The sequence below is a fragment of the Candidatus Omnitrophota bacterium genome (genome assembly GCA_028693815.1).
Lineage (GTDB): Bacteria > Omnitrophota > Gorgyraeia > Zapsychrales > Aceulaceae > Aceula.
Window position 1 is genome coordinate 8,141 of record JAQUUP010000011.1, and the last position, 19,978, is coordinate 28,118.

14 protein-coding genes and 1 tRNA gene are annotated in these 19,978 nt (G+C 39.4%); 12 read left to right on the forward strand and 3 right to left on the reverse strand.

Going from position 1 to position 19,978, the window contains the following annotated elements:
• From PHY73_04970 to PHY73_04990, 5 genes are all read left to right on the forward strand, one after another.
• Positions 1-1,948 (forward strand): hypothetical protein (locus PHY73_04970; protein MDD3375057.1); only part of this gene is annotated, 1,948 nt, incomplete at its 5' end.
• Positions 1,949-2,049: 101 nt separating this feature from the next.
• Positions 2,050-2,649: a SurA N-terminal domain-containing protein gene (locus PHY73_04975; GenBank protein ID MDD3375058.1), complete on the forward strand. Its 600-nt coding sequence runs from the start codon at positions 2,050-2,052 to the stop codon at positions 2,647-2,649.
• The gene (locus PHY73_04980; protein ID MDD3375059.1) at positions 2,639-3,211 is read left to right on the forward strand and encodes a hypothetical protein; all 573 of its coding nucleotides are present in this window, start codon (positions 2,639-2,641) and stop codon (positions 3,209-3,211) included. Before PHY73_04975 ends, PHY73_04980 begins: the two co-directional genes overlap by 11 nt.
• 6 nt (positions 3,212-3,217) lie before the next feature.
• The gene (locus PHY73_04985) at positions 3,218-3,805 is read left to right on the forward strand and encodes a hypothetical protein (protein ID MDD3375060.1); all 588 of its coding nucleotides are present in this window, start codon (positions 3,218-3,220) and stop codon (positions 3,803-3,805) included.
• A 90-nt stretch (positions 3,806-3,895) separates the two neighbouring features.
• The gene (locus tag PHY73_04990) at positions 3,896-4,390 is read left to right on the forward strand and encodes a flavodoxin (GenBank protein ID MDD3375061.1); all 495 of its coding nucleotides are present in this window, start codon (positions 3,896-3,898) and stop codon (positions 4,388-4,390) included.
• Here the strand turns inward: PHY73_04990 and PHY73_04995 are convergent.
• From PHY73_04995 to PHY73_05005, 3 genes are all read right to left on the reverse strand, one after another.
• On the reverse strand, positions 4,387-5,604 hold the full coding sequence (locus tag PHY73_04995) for a hypothetical protein (protein ID MDD3375062.1): 1,218 nt from the start codon (positions 5,602-5,604) through the stop codon (positions 4,387-4,389). The genes PHY73_04990 and PHY73_04995 overlap by 4 nt on opposite strands.
• A gap of 84 nt (positions 5,605-5,688) precedes the next feature.
• Positions 5,689-6,156: a prepilin-type N-terminal cleavage/methylation domain-containing protein gene (locus PHY73_05000; protein MDD3375063.1), complete on the reverse strand. Its 468-nt coding sequence runs from the start codon at positions 6,154-6,156 to the stop codon at positions 5,689-5,691.
• Positions 6,153-6,563, reverse strand: coding sequence for a hypothetical protein (locus PHY73_05005; GenBank protein ID MDD3375064.1), 411 nt, complete (start codon positions 6,561-6,563; stop codon positions 6,153-6,155). Before PHY73_05005 ends, PHY73_05000 begins: the two co-directional genes overlap by 4 nt.
• A gap of 170 nt (positions 6,564-6,733) precedes the next feature.
• On the opposite strand from PHY73_05005, the gene PHY73_05010 reads away from it, so the two are divergent.
• From PHY73_05010 to PHY73_05040, 7 genes are all read left to right on the forward strand, one after another.
• On the forward strand, positions 6,734-7,162 hold the full coding sequence (locus tag PHY73_05010; protein MDD3375065.1) for a response regulator: 429 nt from the start codon (positions 6,734-6,736) through the stop codon (positions 7,160-7,162).
• A gap of 14 nt (positions 7,163-7,176) precedes the next feature.
• A complete protein-coding gene (gene serS, locus PHY73_05015; protein MDD3375066.1) occupies positions 7,177-8,451 on the forward strand; it encodes a serine--tRNA ligase in 1,275 nt (424 codons plus the stop codon).
• Positions 8,441-9,043 carry a hypothetical protein gene (locus PHY73_05020; protein MDD3375067.1) on the forward strand — a complete coding sequence of 201 codons (603 nt, stop codon included), beginning with the start codon at positions 8,441-8,443 and terminating at the stop codon, positions 9,041-9,043. Before serS ends, PHY73_05020 begins: the two co-directional genes overlap by 11 nt.
• Positions 9,044-9,123: 80 nt before the next feature.
• Positions 9,124-17,907 carry a glucoamylase family protein gene (locus PHY73_05025; protein MDD3375068.1) on the forward strand — a complete coding sequence of 2,928 codons (8,784 nt, stop codon included), beginning with the start codon at positions 9,124-9,126 and terminating at the stop codon, positions 17,905-17,907.
• 155 nt (positions 17,908-18,062) lie between these two features.
• Positions 18,063-18,362 (forward strand): hypothetical protein, encoded by a 300-nt coding sequence (locus PHY73_05030; GenBank protein MDD3375069.1) that lies wholly within the window; start codon positions 18,063-18,065, stop codon positions 18,360-18,362.
• A gap of 152 nt (positions 18,363-18,514) precedes the next feature.
• Positions 18,515-19,192: a hypothetical protein gene (locus PHY73_05035; GenBank protein ID MDD3375070.1), complete on the forward strand. Its 678-nt coding sequence runs from the start codon at positions 18,515-18,517 to the stop codon at positions 19,190-19,192.
• Positions 19,193-19,616: 424 nt separating this feature from the next.
• A tRNA-Ser gene (locus PHY73_05040) sits at positions 19,617-19,704 on the forward strand.
• Positions 19,705-19,978 lie beyond the last annotated feature (274 nt).

Here is a 19,978-nt window from a genome sequence, read left to right on the forward strand (position 1 = left end):
AGATGTTAATGATCTTTACGCACTTAATTTCACGAATGGAATTCGCGTTACAGATATTTTAGGTGATCTTAATGTTGTTAACGTCAACAATTCAACAGCAGGTGATATCAAAATTACATCTGATGGCAATATGAATTTAGGACAGGTTATGGCCAACACTTCTAATGGTCCAAATGAGATTTTTTTGACATCAAACCAGGGAAGCATTCTTGATGGCAATGGAAGTATTATTAATTTGACAGCTGACACCGTTAAGCTTGTTGCTAAGAATGGCATCGGGACAAATTCAGATTCATTAGAAATTAGACCTTATGCGATTAATGGAATTTTAAATTTAATTGCTAGCAATTGGAATGACGGAGGGATTCACTTGTCTCAAACTGCAGGGGATCTTAATGTCATGATTGCCAATGCAAACTTAGGAGACATTATCTTGGATGCATACGGAGATATTCTTCTAGGGAAAGATACGAATCCTGCTGTGTCAGGTTTAACAGCGCACAATGGTCTTGTTTCATTGATTTCAAATAATGGAGAGATCGTTGATTTTAATGGAGATAATTGGAATATCGATTCAGATTCGATTTTTCTTAGCGCAATAAACGGAATTGGTTCAGGTGACACGATCGAAGTGCATACGCATAATCTTTCAGCTTATAATTCAACTTCGGGTAACATCCAAGTTAGAGATATAAATGGAGATTTTTATGTTGACTCTGTGATTAATGACGCATCAAACGGATCTGTTTACCTAACAGCATCTGGCTTAAACAATGCAACTCCAGGATGGGACAATAAAGAAATGTATCTTGGAACAGTTAAAAGTAAAAACGGTGTTTATCTTGAAGCGACTAATGGCGCTATCGCTGATAACAACGGATCTGCTTTAAATATTGATTCATTATATACAAGTTTATTAGCCTATAGAGGCATAGGAACAGCCTCAGATGCAATTGAAACAAAGGTTGATGCAATTGATTTTGCGAATATTGCTCTAGGAGACGTTAATATTGAAAATAGTGTCAATACAGTAAGTACGCTTACTCTTGGCAACGCAAATGCTTGGAACACTGGGACTGGAAATATTTTTGTCCGAGAGTTGGTTGGTAATATGATCGCCGGAGGAAGCTGGACAGGTATTATTGCAAGTGGCGGAGCAGTTGACCTTTATAGTCAAGGAGACATGTTTTTAAATTATGTAAAAGCTGATGGAACAATTGACATCGAGACATTAACCGGTGATTTGATTTTTGGTACACCAGGAGCTCTTTACGCTGTTGTTGAATCTTATAATAGCGGTGTTAATCTTTTAGCGAATAATGGATCGGTAGCTGTAAATTCTTTACAAACAACACCGCATATTATCGCTAATGGTGATTCTTCGATTCTTACACCTCATGGAAAAATTACGCCAACAGGAACACCGTTGGATGTTGATATTACAGGAACGCTGTCTGTTGATTTAACGAACTATCAAATTTCAAATATTGTTAATGCCGTTATTCCTCCTCCAATGGATGTTTTTGGAAATATGACAGGAACAATAACTGGCGGAATAATGATTCCACTCTTAACGGGAACGTTGAATCCAGCACCGTTAAATCCTCCAGGATATGTTTATTATAATGGTGTTCAAATTTGGCCACCTAAGATGTTCGGTCCTTCAGGGGCGGGTTCTGATAAAATTTTAGCTTCAGCCGAAAAGATTGATAAAGCGTATTGGGAAATTTTAGAACCATATCGCTATGCATCTTTTTCTCAAGCAACACCAGTTTTTTATCTTTATCACCCTCTAAATGAAACAGATGAAGAGGCTTTTGAAGATATTAATCTAGATGCTGATGCGTATGAATTTATTGAGGAAAACATTAACCTAAAGAAGGAAAGAGAGTTAGATCCTTATTTCGGTTGGCTTGATGATCAGGACACTAATCAAGACCTCATATAATTTGAGAGGATAGTTTTATAGAAAGCGGGAAATTTATAAAATTTCCCGTTTTTTTATTTTTAGGTTGAAATAACCCCATATTACAGTAAGATAATAAATATATTAATAAATTAAGAAAGGATAAAGTTATGAAGAGAATGTTTGCGCTAATTATTGTTGCTTTGCTTATTGTTGGATGTGGAAAATCTGACGATGGATCGAAGATTGCAGTTAAGATTGATAAAATGAGTTTTACAAAAGATGAGTACAACAAGGCGTTTGAGAATTCTTTGTTTGTGCAAGTGCCACAAGGAGGGAAGCAAGCGTTTTTGGATGTCTTTATTGCAAGAAAATTAATGTTAAAACAAGCTGAAGATATGAATCTAGATAAAGATCAAAAATTCTTAGATGACATTCAGCTTTTTTGGGAGCAGTCGCTTCTTAAAAGCATTATAGCTAAAAAAGGCGCTGAACCATCATTTCAGCCGCAGGTCAGCGAAGAAGAGATGAAGACTTTGTACGAAGCTCATAAAGATAAAGAGTTTAAGGACAAAACATTTGACGAGGTTAAAGATCAGCTGCATAAACTTTTATTTAGAAGTAAGCAGCAAAGATTGATTGAGCAGTGGATTGATGCTCTTTCTAAAAAAAGCTCTATCGATATTGATTATGAACTTCTTGAAATTAATGGCCCAATAGTAGGAGAGAGCGATGGAAAATAATTATAAGCGAAGAAATTATTTTATTGATAAGAAGTTTCAAACAAATTTTATTTTAGCATTTTGCGTTATTGTTGTTGTTTCATCTTTATTGATATTGATGCTCCTTTTATTCTTATCTCGTCATTCAAATACAGTTATGATCGAGAATACGCGCGTGATTGCAAAAACAACAGCAGACTTTATGTTCCCGTTGGCCATGCAAACACTTTTCACTGTTTTCCTTTTTTCTGGCATTTCTGTGGGAGTCTTAACTCTTTTCGTTTCTCATAAAATCTCAGGACCTTTATTCAGATTAGCTAAAGAAGTTGAAGAGGTTAAGTCTGGAGATCTGACTCGTTCATTTCGAATTCGTGATCATGATCAGTTGCAGTCGCTTCCTGAGCATTTAAAGACGATGACGGCATTTCTTAATCAGGAGATTAAAGATATGAAAAATGAGGTATCTTCTTTAAAAACTTTTTTGAGTGACGCTAAGATGAAAATATCTGAAGATGAGAAAGCAAAGATAGACGCTTCCTTGAAGTCTTTAGATGACAAACTTAATAAATTTAAAACATCTTAAAAATACATGCCTAAAAAATCTATAGGGTTTATCACCTTAGTTTTTCTTGTCGGGTTTTTAAGTTTAGTTTTTGTGTCTCAATCTGAGGCGCAAGAACAATCCTTGACTAAGATTGCAGACAGTAAATACTTTGAGATTTATGCTTTTTCGCAATCTGATGTTTATGAGATCTTAAAAAAGATTGATTTCTTTTCTTTGCAACCAGAGCAGATTTTAGATCCACAATCAGATAATGTGAATCGTTCATTGTCGAATGTTATTGATGCGGTTTATCTTGAGACATCTGATATCTTAGATATTCATAGTTATAATTTTCGAGGGAAGATCAAGTTTTTGCCAAATGCTCAATCTGTTGAAAGTATTTTTTCAAAATACTCAGGGTATCGTATGCATGAAAGATCATTTTATTTCTTTGACAAGAATACAATCTATATTTCTCTAGAAGATACAACTTTAGGAATGCTAGGTCATGAAATTGCGCATGCTATTATTTCTCATTATTTTGTTGTTCCACCTTCCACAAAAGTTCAAGAGGTTTTGTGTGGTTATGTTGATTATAATTTAAAAAAAAGCAGTGGCCGCTTATCAAAATAAAGCATAGATTGAATAGTCGCGCATTGTTTGAATTCTTGGAATGTATGCTTGGCGTATCTTGAAATATATAAAATTAGGGAAAAATAAAAAATGAAATCATTGGTTGTTTTTTATTCTTTTGAAGGAAATACACGATTTGTAGCTGAAAACGTAGCTCGTGAAATTGGTGGCGATCTTTTAGAGCTTAAGCCCAAAAGCGATGTAAAGTCGAAAGGTTTTATGAAATATTTTTGGGGTGGAAGGCAAGTTGTGATGTGCAAAACTCCAGAGCTTGAGGCTTTTGATAAAAACCCTGAAGATTATGATGCTTTAGTTATTGGAACACCGGTTTGGTCTTTTAGCTATGCGCCTGCGATTAGAAGTTTTTTTAGAAATGTTAATTTAAAGAACAAGAAGATCGCGATTTTTTGTTGTTTTCAAGGTGTTCAAGCGAACACTTTAGATAAGATGAAATTAGCTCTCAAAGATAATGAAATCATCGAACAAAAAGGTTTTATTAATCCTCTTTCTGATAAGGATCAGACACTTGATCAAATAATTTGTTGGACGAAAATTTTGCGTGACCAGATCGGCGAGACGTCCTAAAGTTCCTGCCATGTTGCAATTGTATATCCAGAAGAAGACCCTGAGGAAATAGAAGCTAAATCTTCATCGTAGTGCACGCCAGCATTGTTTTTGAGGGTGACGGTATCTCCTACAAGAGCACCATAAGTAACGGCATTATTTCGAAGCTCGACGTCTGTGTCTGGAGCGTATACGGCTCCATAAAGTTCTCCGTTATTGTTAAAAAGAATGCCGTCATCTCCCGAAAAAGTGCTGTAAACAATAAAATTGGCAGGAATTTGTGTCATGTTGTTTACTGTTGAGTTATTGTTGATTTGAAATGTTCCATCTGTGTAATATGTTAGACTTGATCCAGGCGTCACTGTAATATCGGCATTATTTTTAACGTTAAAATCTCCAGAAACATAAATAGTTACGTCTCCGCTAACTGTCATATCAACATTGTTTTTTAATGTGATTGAGTCGTATCGGTAGGTTCCAGATGTTAGAATCCAGGAGCCATTATTCCCAACTGTTTTGTCGCCTTGCGAAGTTAATTCGGTTAGGACTGATGGGATAACAACAGATTCGAGAATTCTATCATTTTCATCAGAAATTGTTCCACTGATAGTTGCATTGTTTCCAATGTCTACTGTTCCTTCTGGGCCTGTACTGACATCGCCTGCGATATATGCATTATTATTAATGTCAATGATATCGGTTGATGTTCCGCTGGTGCCGATATCTCCATTGGCAGCAATGTTTCCGCTGACATTGTAAGAACCAATTGAGGAATCATAGCTATCAACAATAACATTATTTTGAATTTGAATTTCATTGTTTGCATATGCGGCATGTGTAAAAATGGGATTTGAGCCACCAGAAAGACTGATTTCAATTGTTTTTGAGCCTAACATTTCTGAAGTGCGCGATGGAACGGATCCTATAGAAGAGAGGGTATTGTTAGTAAGATCAATCACAACATCATAATCGCCAACGCCTGGAATTGTTCCTGCTAGGCATTGATTTAATCCGCATGCTTGACAATTACTGCAGCCATTGCTGTTAAGCTCCCAAAGGGTTTGTTCGACACCACCTTCGGCGATCCAAAAAGCTTGTGTTGATTTTGCGTAATGTTCTGCAGTTCTTTTTTCAGAGACGCTTTGAGCCAAAAAAGCTGTACTCATAATTGTAAGAGCAAAAATAATAAAATATGATGTTATAAGAGCAATGCCTTTTTTATTTTTTACATTCATTTTTAGATCCTTTTTTACATCTTTCTCCCTACCTTAAGTATGATACATAAAACGAAAGATTTCCATTTTTTTAAAAGATCTCATTTAGTTACGTAATGTGACTTTTTCTATTAATTGAATTGAGAGAGGTCTTTTAAGGGCGGTCGCTGAGCAGACAAGAGTAATTTTTAGTGTATTTACTGAAAGAATAAAGTCGAGAGTTGAAATATTATTGGCAATAGCTCGAGTTGTTCCTACTGGATATTCTCGGATAAGTTGTCCAGCTGTGACGTAGTATTGAATATTTGTTCCAAAAGGAGTATCAAACGTAACAACGTCAAGACCTGGACCACCATAAGATATTGAGATGCTTCCGGTGGAGCTTGCACGCAAATCTTTTACAAGCCAGTTCATGGCTTGACGGGCTTGTTGTTGAATGTTCACGGAAGCCGTGTCTATTTGGTACAAAGAACCTGCAATGGTAAACGCACCATAAACTCCGGATAAAATAATGGTAAAAATTAAAAGGACGACCATTAATTCAATGAGTGTGAATGCTTTTTTATTTATCATTGTGTAAAGATTGAGCTTAATGTGTAGTTTCGATTGCGCCCATTTTTATCTGTCCAATAAATTGTTGTTGTGACTGTTGTTGGATTTGTGCCTGTGCGCTGTGTTATTGTTGTTTCGTTGTCTAATGGTGAGAATCCTTTTGATGCTATTGTCGCACTATCCCAGTTCCAGTATCCATTATTGACATCTTGCTGCATTTGAGTAAAATTCTTATTTTTAATTTCTTCCATGATATATTGGGCGTGCATCGCACTTTGGCTGAGATTTCGATTTGCTTCGTTTAGATATCCGCATCGAATAAAAAGCAAAAGGATGCTTGAAATTGAAAAAGCTAAAATAAAAACCGCTAAGAGCAATTCGGGAAGGCTTAACGCTTTGCGATTAAATATTCGGAACTTAATTTTCATTATTATATTATAGTAACTTCATTAGTTTTCGTAAAGAGAGAGTTGTATTCTTTGATTATCGTTTTAGATTATTAAAAATGAAGTTTTTAAGAATCCTCTAGCATGTCGTATAAATTCCTAATATAATAAAAATGCTCATTTGAAAATAAAGTTTCAAAAGAGGAGGGAGCATGTGTTTATTTAAGAAAATTTGCAATTTTTTCGGTAAAAAAGAGAAATGTGCTGAGAAAAAGGGAAAGAATATCTTGGTTGTTGAAGATGAACCGGGACAGCGCTTGACAATTCAAAAGATTTTAGAGAAGCAAGGGTATGATTTGCTTTTGGCCGAAAATGGTTCACAAGGATTAGCGCAAGCTAGATCGCGTAAGCCAGATTTGATTCTTTTGGATGTGGTGATGCCGGAGATTGATGGTCGAGAGGTTTGTCGACAGCTTAAAGCAGACGAGAGCACTAAAGATATTCCGATCATTTTTTTAACAGCATCAGATACGGCTAATGATATCATTGATCATTTTGATTTAGGGGCAGATATGCATTTGACTAAGCCGATTGATGCTAAAGAGCTAATTGCTCAGATTGAAATTACGTTTGGAAATTAAATAAAGGGAGTATTATGCTTGATTTAAAATTTGTGCGCAGCAATGACAAGGTTGTTCGATCTGCTCTTATAGCGCGTGGTGGATATAAAATAGATTTGGATTCTTTGATTGCGTTAGATGAAAATCGTCGAAAAGTTTCAGTGAAGTTGGATGGCTTAAGAGAGCAGAAAAATAAGGCCAACGACGAGATTGCAATTATTCTAAAGGAAAAAAAAGATCCTAAGGAAAAGATTGAAGTGATGAAAGAAATTTCTCAGCAGATAAGCTGTCTTGAGCCTGAGATTAAAGATCTTGATGAGAAACTTCAGGTGCTTGTTATGGGAATTCCAAATATTCCTCATGTTTCTGTTCCTGTGGGTGGCCCGGATAAAAACGAAGAAATAAAAACATGGGGTGAAAAAGTAAAGCTTAGTTTTGCGCCAAAGACGCATCTCGAAATTGCTGAATCGCTTAATATTATTGATTTTAAAAGGGCCTCAAAAATCTCAGGATCGAATTTTATTGTTTACAAAGGCCAGGGTGCTCGACTTGAGCGTGCGCTTTTTAATTTTATGATTGATGTCCATGTGAGAGAGCACGGGTTTACAGAAATTTTTGCACCCTTTCTAGTTAATCGCGCATCAATGACTGGCACAGGACAGCTTCCTAAAATGGAAGATGATATGTACAAGGTTGAAGGTGAAGATTTGTTTTTGATTCCAACAGCAGAAGTTCCGATTACTAATTTGCATCGAGATGAGATTTTAGGAGAAGACGAGTTGCCGATTTATTATACAGGGTATACGGCATGTTTTAGAAAAGAGGCTGGATCGTATGGTAAAGATACGAAGGGACTGATGCGTGTGCATCAGTTTGATAAAGTTGAGCTGGTTAAGTTTGTTAAACCAGAAAATTCTTATAATGAGCTTGAAAAACTTCTCGGAAACGCAGAGAAAATTTTGCAGCTTTTAGAACTTCCGTATCGCGTGCTGATATTAGCAACGGGAGATTTAAGCTTTGCGGCTGCTAAGTGTTATGATATTGAAGCGTATGCGGCTGGTTTAGACAAATGGCTTGAGGTATCAAGTTGTTCAAACTTTGAGGATTTTCAGGCGAGACGTGCTAATATTCGTTTTAAGGATAAAGAAACTAAAAAAACAATTTTTGTTCATACGCTCAACGGATCGGGTGTTGCACTTGCTCGGACCATGGTTGCGATTTTAGAGAATTATCAGACGCAAGACGGAGAAGTTGTTATTCCAAAAGTTTTAAGACCGTATATGGGAGGACAAGAGAAAATTGGGCGCTAAGCTTATCCAGGCAATAAAATTTTTGTTTTTTTTGGTTTTTATTCCATTAATTGTTGGAATGACGGTTGCTTTTATTCGGCAGATTGCAGGGTTGACTGAAGGGCAATATTTATATTTTATTTGGGGCATGGTGGCATATTTGATTTTTCATTTTTTTATTTATGAGCCAGGACCAGTATATCAGTATGGTAAAAGGCTTGTTGCCGATGTGTTTCGGTTTTTGACGCCACTTGTGGAAGTCGCCCCTCTAGTTCTTCCAATTTATTCAATTGTTTTTCTTGTCCTTTTTTATTTTACTTCATTTTTCTTTAAAGAGCTTGATTTGTCTCATTATTATTTATTTTTGATTAGTTTTACTTTTGCAATGCATATGATCTTCACAGCTCGCGATTTGCGTTCGCAAGACCAGGTGGCATTTAAGCCAGATTATTTCTTTTCAATTGTATTGGTGTATACGATTAGTGTGGTTATTATTGCGTTAATGCTCAATCTTATTTTTCCGACATTTTCTTTTGTGGAGTTTTTTAAGAAGACTTCCCAGGTTTCAAGCTCGATATATACCTCAGCCTTTAATCAGCTGTTTGTGCCTTAGTTGTGATTTTCAGATTTTTCTAAAAGTTTAATCTTCCGAATGTTTTGCTTATTAAAAAAGAATTGGAGCGCGTATTGTCTTTGAGATCTTTTCAGGATTATTGTTTGTCTCTTAAGATGCGTTTTAGTCTTTTTCTGAGGCGGAATAGGATTGTTGAAGAGCAGCCTTTTCGTGCCGAACTCTTTAGTGTTGATCAGTTTGTAAAATACGCGAAGAAGTTGGCGAAAAAGCAGCAGGTCAGCTACAAGCCGGGTCAGAATAAGCTTTTGTTTCGGTTGAAAGAAAATGAAAAGGTTCTTGCAGAGACCCATGAATTGCTCAATGAGGCGGGTCAATCCAAGCGAAGGATTTCGCCGGCAGGAGAATGGCTTCTTGACAATTATTATCTTATCAAAGAACAGATAAAGCTTACCCAGAAACACCTTCCGGAAAACTATATTCGAAAACTACCTCATCTTCTTCGGGGGCCGGTGGCTGGTTATCCGCGCGTTTATGATTTGGCTTTGGAGCTGGTTTCTCACGGCGATGGACGCTTGGACAATCAGGGGCTCTTAGAATTTGTTAATGCGTATCAGACAGTTTCTCCTTTAAAGCTAGGCGAACTGTGGGCCATTCCTATCATGCTAAGGTTGGCGCTCATTGAGAATTTGAGACGCATATCCTCTCGTTTGATTGCATCACAAATACAACGAGATCAAGCAGATTATTGGACTGCGCGGATTTTGAAGGTTTCGTCTGAAGATCCCGATGGAGTGATCATTGAAATTGCGGCGATGTCTAAGAATGTTGTTCCTTTATCCAATGTATTTGTCGCAGAATTTACGCGGCGGCTGTATGGTCAAAAGCAGGTCCTCGATCTTCCTTTTGCTTGGCTGGAAAAGAAGGTTGCTGAGCAGGGAGAAACTCTTGATAGAATCATCCGCGCGACAAGTCAAAAACATGCTGAGGATCAGGTTTCCATCGCAAACACGATTGGGAGTTTACGTTTTTTAGAAGTCGCCGATTGGCATGATTTCGTTGAAGAATTAAGTATTGTTGAAAAGATTTTAGCTCAGGACCCATCGAAAGATTATCTAAGAATGTCTTTTGAAACTCGTGATCGTTACCGGCATGTGATTGAGAATTTGTCTAAGCGAAGCAAGCTTGAGGAGCAAGAAGTTGCCGAGCGTGTAATTCAGATTGCTCAAATAGCTGAAGAGGCCAACGGTTCTGATCATATTACAGCGCATATTGGATATTATTTAATCGATAAGGGGTTGGATTCTTTTTGTCATGAGTTAGGCCTTCGGATTTCTTTTGGCCAATATTTGCAGGCAAAGAAAATTTTGTGGTCATCTGTTTTTTATTTTGGTTCTATTCTTTGCGTGACGTTGGCTGCAACTGCAGGTGTTTTGTTTTGGATGCAATCTGTCAGGGCTTTAAATTTGTCATGGTTTATTTTTTTGGGAGCGGCGCTTTTTTTCACGATAAGTCAGACAGCGGTTTCTCTGGTGAACTGGCTTTCGATGATACTTGTGTCCCCGCAGAATCTTCCCCGGATGGATTTTTCCGAAGGGATTCCCGCCTATGCGCATACACTGACTGTTGTTCCTTGTATGCTAGACAACAAGAGAACGATCGAATTACTTTTGGAGGGTCTGGAGGTTCGTTATCTTGCTAATATTGACGCGAATGTTGATTTTGCGTTGTTGACAGATTTTTGTGATGCTTCGCAGGAAACTATGCCTGAGGATGCCGCATTGCTGACGCAAGTTAAAGATGGGATTGAGCAGCTTAATCATAAATATCGACGGCAGAAAGATCAGGTTTTTTGGCTTTTTCATAGGCCGCGTCGATGGAATGAGCGAGAAAAAATATGGATGGGATATGAGCGTAAGCGAGGTAAACTTGCAGATTTAAATGCGCTTCTTCGCGCGAGAGGAGAAGGTAGGTTTCAGCTGATCCTTGGTGATTTTGCGAGGCTTCAAAGTGTGAAATATGTTATTACACTTGATTCTGATACTCGGATGCCTCGAAATGCAGCGCGAGACCTTGTAGGCGTTATTGAGCATCCTTTGAATCGTCCAGTTTATGATGAAAGAAAACAGCGAATCGTTTCTGGGTATGGGATCCTTCAGCCTAGGGTTGAGCCGAGTTATCCAGGAGAAAATTCGTCTTTGTTCGTGAAAATTTTTGGAGGAGATTTCGGGATTGATCCTTATACCAGGGCGGTATCTGATGTTTATCAGGATCTTTTCTTCGAAGGGTCTTTTATCGGAAAAGGGCTTTACGATGTTGACGCTTTTGAAAAGTCTATGGAAGGCCGTTTTCCGGAAAATCTGATATTAAGCCACGATCTTTTAGAGGGGTGTTACGCCCGGTCAGCGCTTGTGACGGATGTTCAATTTTATGAGAAATTTCCGTCGGCGCTTTTAAAAGATTCAAGTCGGAGACATCGCTGGATTCGTGGGGATTGGCAGATTCTTTCTTGGGTGTTTTCTTTTGTGCGCGGACCTGGCGGTGCAAGAGTAAGGAATCCAGTTTCTTTTTTATCGCAATGGAAGATTGCGGACAATTTAAGACGCAGTCTTGTTCCTTGCACAACCGTTTTTTTATTTCTTTCGGGATGGTTGCTTATTGAGCCTTCTTGGGTATGGTCGGTTTTGATGATTGCTCTTTTGGGATTTCCTCTTGTTCCTATGATTTTCATAGAGGCTGTTAGAAAACCTGGCGAGATGACTTTTTGGGCTCACGTAAGAAAAGTTTTTTCGTTGATCAAAAAGAACATAATCCGTTTTTTATTTTCTTTTGTTTTTTTGCTGCATGAGGCGTTTATCTGTCTAGATGCGATTGTGCGGACGCTGTGGAGAATGTTTGTGTCGGGTAAACGTTTGACAGAATGGACGACTTTCCTTGAGTCGCAGGCTTCCTTGCCGAATAATATTTCAGGCTGTTTGAGAAGCATGGCTGTTGAATTAATCGTCGCATTCTTTTTACTGGTCGTTTTTTTGGTGGGATCTCCGAGTTTTAATGGATTTGCTTTGATTTTGTTTGGTTTATGGTTTTTTTCTCCCGTTTTTGTTTACGGAATTAGTCGCCCTTCTTCTTCAAAGAAAATTTTTCTTTCTGATGATAAGATTGTTTTTTTAAGGAGCCTTGCTCGGAGGACTTGGGAATTTTTTGAAAATTTTGTAACGGAAAAGGACCATTGGCTTCCGCCGGATAATTTTCAGGAAGAGCCTGTTGTTTCGGTGGCGCATAGGACATCTCCTACAAATATTGGATTGTCATTTTTATCGAATTTGTCGGCTTATGATTTTGGGTATATTTCTATGGGGAGAATGTTTAATAGGACAGAAAAAACTTTTGAAACTTTAAATCTTATGGATAAGTTTAAGGGGCATTTTTATAATTGGTATGACACCGAGACACTTAAGCCCTTGATGCCTCTTTATGTTTCTTCAGTGGATAGTGGGAATTTGGTTGGCCATTTGATGGTCTTACGTTCTGGGCTCATGGAAATGATTGAGCACAAGATTGTTTCTCAGAAAATGTTTGATGGGTTTATGGATACTCTTAATATTCTAAAAAAAAGCGTTGAAGACATAGAGAAGGGCCATAAGAGTGGCGTTATTAATGTCTTTAAAGAAACTTCGCAGAGGATCGAACAGTTTCAACAAAAGATTAAATCTTCTCGTGCGTATCTTTCAGAGACCCATATTCTTTTACGTCAGCTTTCTATGGATGTATCTAAGATTTTTTCTCAACCAGGTTTAAAAAAACATAAGAATGTTGATAAATGGGTTCGCGCTTTTGAGCGGCAGTGTTACGATTTTCTTGAAGATATGTCTTTTATTGCGCCATGGATTTTACTTCCTCCGGGAATGCCGGGATTATGGGATGGGGGTTCAGAGGCCCAGCAAGGACGGCTTTCCAAGCTTCGGGAGGCTTTAGGGCATTTGGATGAGATTCCTTCTTTAAGCGAAGTCGCTAGGCTTGAGCAAGAATTGATGCCTCTTATCGACGAGATCATCGGGGCAATAACTCTCACTGATGGGGAATCTCAAAAGGCTCGTGAATGGTTTTTAAAGCTTCAAGATACGATCAAAGAGGCCGGCACACGGTCTGCTGAAAGGATCAAAGCGATTGAGTATATTATCCTTCGTTGCAACGAACTCTCAGGGGTCGAATATGAGTTTCTTTATGATAAGAAATCCCATCTTCTTTCAATCGGATATAACGTTAGTGATCATAAATTGGATTGTGGTTGTTATGATCTTCTTGCTTCGGAAGCTCGCCTTTGCAGTTTTGTTGCGATTGCTCAAGGGCGAATGCCTCAGAAGCACTGGTTTACGCTCGGCCGCTTGATCGCAAAGGCGGAAGGAGATCCTGTTCTCGTTTCTTGGGGAGGATCGATGTTTGAATATCTTATGCCGCTTTTGGTAATGCCGACTTATGATGGAAGTTTGCTGGATAGGACTTATAAGGCTGCGGTTAACGGCCAGATTAGGTATGCGGCTAAGAATAATATCCCTTGGGGGATTTCGGAATCTGGCTATAACAAGCTTGATGCGAATAGGGTCTATCAGTACCATTCTTTTGGTATTCCGGATATGGGTTTCAAAAGGGGCCTTTCTGAGGATTTTGTCGTAGCTCCGTATGCTTCGATGTTAGCTTTGATGATAGAGCCCGAGAAGGCTTGCGAGAATCTCGAGCGGTTATCGAGAGAGGGACTTCTTGGGAGCTTTGGCCTTTATGAAGCGGTTGATTATACGCCTGCTCGTCTTGCTGTGGATAAGACTCGAGCGGTCGTTAAATCTTATATGGCGCATCATCAGGGTATGAGTTTGTTGTCTCTGGCCTATACGTTATTGGATCGTCCTATGCAAAGACGGTTTCTTGCAGAGCCAATGTTTAAGGCAACGGAACTTCTTCTTCAGGAACGAGTTCCTACCGTCGAGCCGTTTCTTTATGATTTTGAAGTGACCGGGATGTTGCGTAACACTGAAGACAGGGAAACGCTCTTAAGAGTATTTAAGACTCCTCAAACGCCTGTTCCGGAAGTTCATTCCTTGTCCAATGGCCGGTATCACGTGATGGTTACAAACGCCGGTGGAGGCTATAGCCGGTGGAAGAATTTTGCGGTGACAAGGTGGAGTGAGGATTCCGCCTTGGACAATGATGGAACATTTATTTATATTCGGGATGTTGAGTCTGGTGAGTATTGGTCTGCGGCGCATCAGCCGACTCAAAAAAAGACTAAGAATTACGAAGCTTTGTTTTCCCAAGCCCGGGTTGAATTTAAACGGCGGGATTATCAGATTATGACGCATACAGAGATCGCGGTTTCTCCGGAAGATGACATAGAATTGCGCCGGGTAACGATCACCAATCGGTCGCGCGACAAGCGTGTCATTGAAGTAACGAGCTATGCGGAAGTTGTTCTCAACAACCCCGCAAACGACCAGGCTCATCGGGCGTTTAGCAATCTTTTTGTTGAGACTGAGATTATTAAATCTCATCAAGCAATCCTTTGTCATCGTCGCCCTCGTTCTGAATCGGAAAAGTTTCCATGGATGCTACATCTTATGGCGGTTCACGGAGGGAAGGCCTTAGGGGCTTCGTATGAAACGGACCGTAGTCGCTTTCTTGGGCGAAGGCGTACGGTTGTTAATCCTGTGGTGATGGAAGAACAAGGTAGTCTAGCAGATAGCGAGGGGTCTGTTCTTGATCCGATTGTTTCGATACGTAACCAGATTGAATTAGCTCCTGACGAATCAGTGGTGATTGATTACGTGACGGGTGTATGCGCAGACCGAGAAGGCGCGCAGCCTCTTATGGAAAAATATAGAGACCGGAATCTAGCTGATCGTGTTTTTAATTTATCTTGGACTCATGGGCATGTTGCTTTGCAACAGATCAATGCGACTGAAGAGGATGCTCAGCTTTATGGTCGTCTTGCTAGCGCTATTTTGTATGCCAATCCTGCATGGAGAGCAAGCCCAAGTATTTTGGGTCGGAATAATAGGGGTCAGCCAGATCTTTGGGGGTATAGCATTTCAGGTGATCTTCCGATTGTTCTGGTGCGTATTGAAAATCAGGATAATATCGATCTGATCGGGCAAATGTTACAAGCTCATGCTTATTGGCGCATGAAAGGACTTCAGGTTGATTTGGTGATATGGAATGAAGATAGTTCTATCTATCGTGATAATTTGGGGGTAATGATTAATGGCTTGATCGCAGCGAATGCGGAAAAAATAGTCAATCAAAAAGGTGGCGTTTTTTTACGGCGTGCGGATCAGATGTCCGAAGAAGATCGGATCCTTATTCAAACAGTAGCCAGGATCATTATTTCTGATCGGGCAGGCACTCTGGCCGAGCAACTGAAAGCCATGACACAGCCTGCGGTCAATGTTTTACCGTTTACGCCTGTTCGGGAAGAAAACTCTAGGCAAGAGGAGAAAGGGCCGGCAAGGCGGCCTGATTTGGTTTATTTTAATGGGGTAGGTGGTTTTACTGCTGATGGGCGGGAATATGTTGTAACGACATCACGATCGAGGGCGACTCCTGCTCCGTGGGTTAATGTTTTGGCGAATAAAAATTTTGGCACTGTTGTTTCGGAAAGTGGGAGTGCTTACACTTGGAGTGAGAATGCACATGAATTCCGTTTGACGCCTTGGCAGAACGATCCTGTTTCAGATGCTACGGGTGAGGCGCTTTATATTCGTGATGAGGAGAGTGGGCGATTTTGGTCTCCGACCTCGCTTCCTGCGATGGGAAAAACGAATTATACTGTTCGCCATGGATTCGGCTATAGCATTTTTGAGCATGTTGAGAATGGGATTGTTTCAGAGCTAACAGTGTTTGTTTCTCTTGAGAATGCAATTAAGTTCTCGATTTTGAAGATTAGAAATGATTCTGGACGTCGCAGAAAGCTTTCCTCGATGGCGTATTGCGAACTCGTAATGGGGACTGCCCGAGATAAATATCATACGCATATTGTGACTGAAATTGATCCTAAAAGCGGAGCTCTTTTTGCCAGGAATCCTTATAATAAAGAATTTTTAGGTAGAACTGTTTTCTTAGATGTCAGTGAGCCGACGCGGTTTGTTAGCGGAGACCGGATCGAGGTTATCGGAAGAAATGGGACAATGGCATCGCCGCTAGTAATGCACAAAGAGAGGCTTTCAGGAAAAGTAGGCGCAGGGATGGACCCTTGTCTTTCTACGCAAGTCAAGATGGATCTTGAAGATGGTCAGGAGAAAGAGATTCTTTTTATTTTTGGTTCCGGTCAAACGGCAGATGACGCGCGGGAACTCGTTCGGCGTTTTAGAAATATTGATGCGGCGCATCAGGAGCTTGAAAATGTTTGGGAATATTGGAAACGTACTTTGGGCGCTGTGTATGTGGAAACACCTGATGCTTCGATAAATTTTCTTGTGAATGGATGGCTTCAGTATCAGGTTATTAGTTGTCGTCTTTTGGGTCGTAGTGGCTATTATCAATCTGGCGGGGCTTTTGGTTTCAGGGACCAGCTTCAGGATGTTATGGCGCTTGTTCATTCAAAGCCAGAAATGATTCGGGAAAAACTCTTGGCTTTTGCCGCGCACCAGTATGTGGAGGGAGATGTTCAGCATTGGTGGCATCCGCCTTCTGGTCGCGGGGTTCGCAGCCAATGCTCGGATGATTATTTATGGCTTGCGCTTGTGACCTGCTTGTATGTTGAGGAGCTTGGAGATATGGGAGTACTCAATGAAACGATTAGTTTTCTGGAAGGGCCTTTGGTAAAGCTTGAGGAAGAATCTTATTATGACATGCCGAGAGTTTCTGATCGATCGGGGACGCTTTATGAGCATTGTGTTTTAAGCGTTAAAAGGGCGTTGAAATTTGGAGTTCATGGACTTCCTTTTATGGGAAGAGGGGACTGGAATGATGGAATGAATCTTGTTGGGCTTGAAGGAAAAGGCGAAAGCGTTTGGCTTGCTTTTTTCCTTTTTGATATTCTTAAGTCAATGGCGGCTTTGGCAGCAAAGGTTAATGATAAGGTTTTTTCGGAGTTCTGCACCGAGGAGGCAGGAAAGCTCGCCATAAATATTGAAAAGCATGGTTGGGATGGTGAGTGGTATCGTCGGGCCTATTTTGACAACGGAGATCCTTTGGGTTCTTCTTTGAATAGTGAATGCCGGATCGATTCGATCCCACAATCCTGGGCGGTTCTTTCAGGTGCGGCTAAGAGGGAACGGGCTCAAGGGGCCATGGATCAGGTGGATCGACAGCTTGTTGATAGGGAGCATGCGATTGTGAAATTATTTACTCCGCCTTTTGATGTGTCTTTTCTTAATCCAGGATATATCAAAGGCTATGTCCCTGGTGTGAGGGAAAATGGAGGCCAGTATACTCATGCTGCGGTTTGGTCGGCAATTGCGTTTGCGATGTTAAAGGATAAAAAGAGAGCCTGGGAGTTGTTTGATATGATCAACCCCGTACATCATTCTGATACTGCGGATAAGTGCGCTGTTTATAAGGTTGAGCCGTTTGTGATGGCCGCAGATGTTTATGCTTCGCCTGGTCTTGCTGGCCGAGGGGGATGGACCTGGTACACTGGATCTGCAGCTTGGATGTATCAGCTTGTCGTTAAGCATTTGTTGGGGATTCGCTTGAAAGTGGACAGACTTTTATTTGATCCGTGCCTTCCTGCCGATTGGCCCTCTTGGAAGTTGCATTACCGATACAGAGAGACCTTCTATCATATTATTTTTACGTGTTCAGGCTCTTCAGATCGCGTGACGTCTATTTCAGTTGATGGTGTCGCTCAGAAGGAAATGGAAATACGTCTCATAGATGATCGAGTAGAGCATTCCGTGGAAGTAAGGATCGGATGATCGTTGGTTTGTGCGATTAAGCGTGCAGACCAAAAGGTTAATTGTTTAGAAGTGGTTCGAAGGATTTGGCGTCGTTTTATAAAAGCTGAGAAGGTTGGTAAGCAGCATGTTGTTACTAGGAGAAGAATTGAGAAGAATTTAAAAGGAGGAGTATTATGAATTGTGAGCTTTTAACTGAAAAAGAAAATAAACAACTAAATGCTTTCCCTAGAGTGTTATTATTTCTTCGAATCTCTATTCTTTTTGGCATTGCGATTATAGTTTTTTTCGCTATTTTGCCCATAATTACAGCTCTTCTATTCAAAAGACCAGATATAATAGTTCCAAGTTTTAAACCTTTGTTTTGTAACCCAGGAATGTTTTTAATATTTTTTGCCGTATTGGTTCTGAGTGCTCTTTATAGGATTATTAATTCCTTTCTGACTATTATCAATAAATTGATAAGAAAAGATTAAATAGCCTGGCAGTCTTTTAAAAAAATAATGAATATTGGATAGATTACTATGTTAATGGAAGACGTAGGCGAGAAAAGGTCGGTGCGTTTAAAGTTTAGTGGAGAATGTTTTTCATAATCGTGAACTTGAGAAAAGTTAAAGGTAGGCAAGTGATGGACAAAAGAGAGAATCTTATCAAGTTTATTATCTTACCTCTTGCGATAAGCGTTTTGTGGGGCATTTTAATGATACTGCTTTTAGCAAAAGGTCCTGTTTTCTTATCTATAGTGTTTAATTCTTTTGTTCCTGGTCTTGCTTTTATGATTTCCCCGTTTTTGGTTTTAATTCTTTTTGGAGTTTCTATTGGAGATCTATGGGTAAAATATGTTAGAAAGAGAAGAATTGGAACTCCTAAATTTTTTTATTTATTTTTTATTTGTATTTTTCTTTATTATGCCACATCATTTCTTTCTTTTCATGTGCAGGCCCAGTATCTTAAGATTACAGACCAAAAGGCTTTTGAGTCAGCAAAGCATGTTGCAGAATATTATATTGAGAATGAAGCTTTGCCTAAGAAGGTTCCCGATTGGAAGGGCGAGTCAGAAGAAATTAATTTCTTAGGAATAGAGTCAACATTGACTTATGAACCAGATCTTGATACTAATAATTTTATAGTTGAAGTTTTTTTAAGAATTAATCCGGGGCCTAGGCTTTGGCAGAGGGATGTCAAAGGTGAGTGCTTGAAAGACAAGTGTATCATTCAAAGGTATCGTGAGGACCCAGAACAAGACGGAATGATAGAGGAAGAAATTAAAATAGAAAGAGATAGAATATTGCGGAATGAATCTTGAGTTTCGCGGAGAGCCTTATAAAGATATTAGAGCTTCTTTCTTTACAGCTAAAGAGAAATCTGGTATAGTTAATTTTCGTTTCCACGATTTGAGGCATATTTTTGCTTCTCATCTAATAGATTTATAGATTTTGGAGAAATGGCAGGCTGATTTATCTTGGAATGAGATAAATGAAATCAGCACGCGCATTTCAATAAATTTTTGGAGAAATGGCAGGCAAAAATTTCCTTTAGTTATTCTGATTTCTTAAGAGAAATTTGCACGCACATTTTACCTTAGTGTAAGAATTTAGGGAGAAATGGCAGGCCAATTTTCTAAAGTATTTATTTAATATTTAGCAGAAATGGCAGGCCAATTTTCTAAAGTATTTATTTAATATTTAGCAGAAATGGCACGCACATTTTACCTTAGTGTAAGAATTTAGGGAGAAATGGCAGAGTGGTTGAATGCGGCGGTCTTGAAAACCGTTGAGGTTAACGCCTCCGAGGGTTCGAATCCTTCTTTCTCCGCCATTTACATCAAAAATAGACTTCGTTCCCTTTGGGCGAAGTCTATTTCTTTTTAGAAAGAAATGAAGGAGCATGCTTTTAAGCCTCCGTGCTTAAAAGTACTCCGCCAATAAAGTATTAATGAACTCTGAACCCTTTGAGCGAAGTCTATTTCTTTTTAAGGAGCTTCGACACGCTTTGCGTGCGAAGTAAATTCGCGCAGCAACTTGCGAGCATTGCATTTCACAAGATGCGCGCTCATTTAAGCCTCCGTGCTTAAAAGTACTCCGCCAATAAA

Excerpts from the sequence above, each read along its gene's own strand:
- PHY73_04980 (MDD3375059.1), top strand. The coding sequence starts at position 2,639 with ATGGAAAATAATTATAAGCGAAGAAATTATTTTATTGATAAGAAGTTT.
- PHY73_04985 (MDD3375060.1), top strand. The coding sequence starts at position 3,218 with ATGCCTAAAAAATCTATAGGGTTTATCACCTTAGTTTTTCTTGTCGGG.
- PHY73_04990 (MDD3375061.1), top strand. The coding sequence starts at position 3,896 with ATGAAATCATTGGTTGTTTTTTATTCTTTTGAAGGAAATACACGATTT.
- PHY73_04995 (MDD3375062.1), bottom strand. The coding sequence starts at position 5,604 with ATGAATGTAAAAAATAAAAAAGGCATTGCTCTTATAACATCATATTTT.
- PHY73_05000 (MDD3375063.1), bottom strand. The coding sequence starts at position 6,156 with ATGATAAATAAAAAAGCATTCACACTCATTGAATTAATGGTCGTCCTT.
- PHY73_05005 (MDD3375064.1), bottom strand. The coding sequence starts at position 6,563 with ATGAAAATTAAGTTCCGAATATTTAATCGCAAAGCGTTAAGCCTTCCC.
- PHY73_05010 (MDD3375065.1), top strand. The coding sequence starts at position 6,734 with ATGTGTTTATTTAAGAAAATTTGCAATTTTTTCGGTAAAAAAGAGAAA.
- serS (MDD3375066.1), top strand. The coding sequence starts at position 7,177 with ATGCTTGATTTAAAATTTGTGCGCAGCAATGACAAGGTTGTTCGATCT.
- PHY73_05030 (MDD3375069.1), top strand. The coding sequence starts at position 18,063 with ATGAATTGTGAGCTTTTAACTGAAAAAGAAAATAAACAACTAAATGCT.
- PHY73_05035 (MDD3375070.1), top strand. The coding sequence starts at position 18,515 with ATGGACAAAAGAGAGAATCTTATCAAGTTTATTATCTTACCTCTTGCG.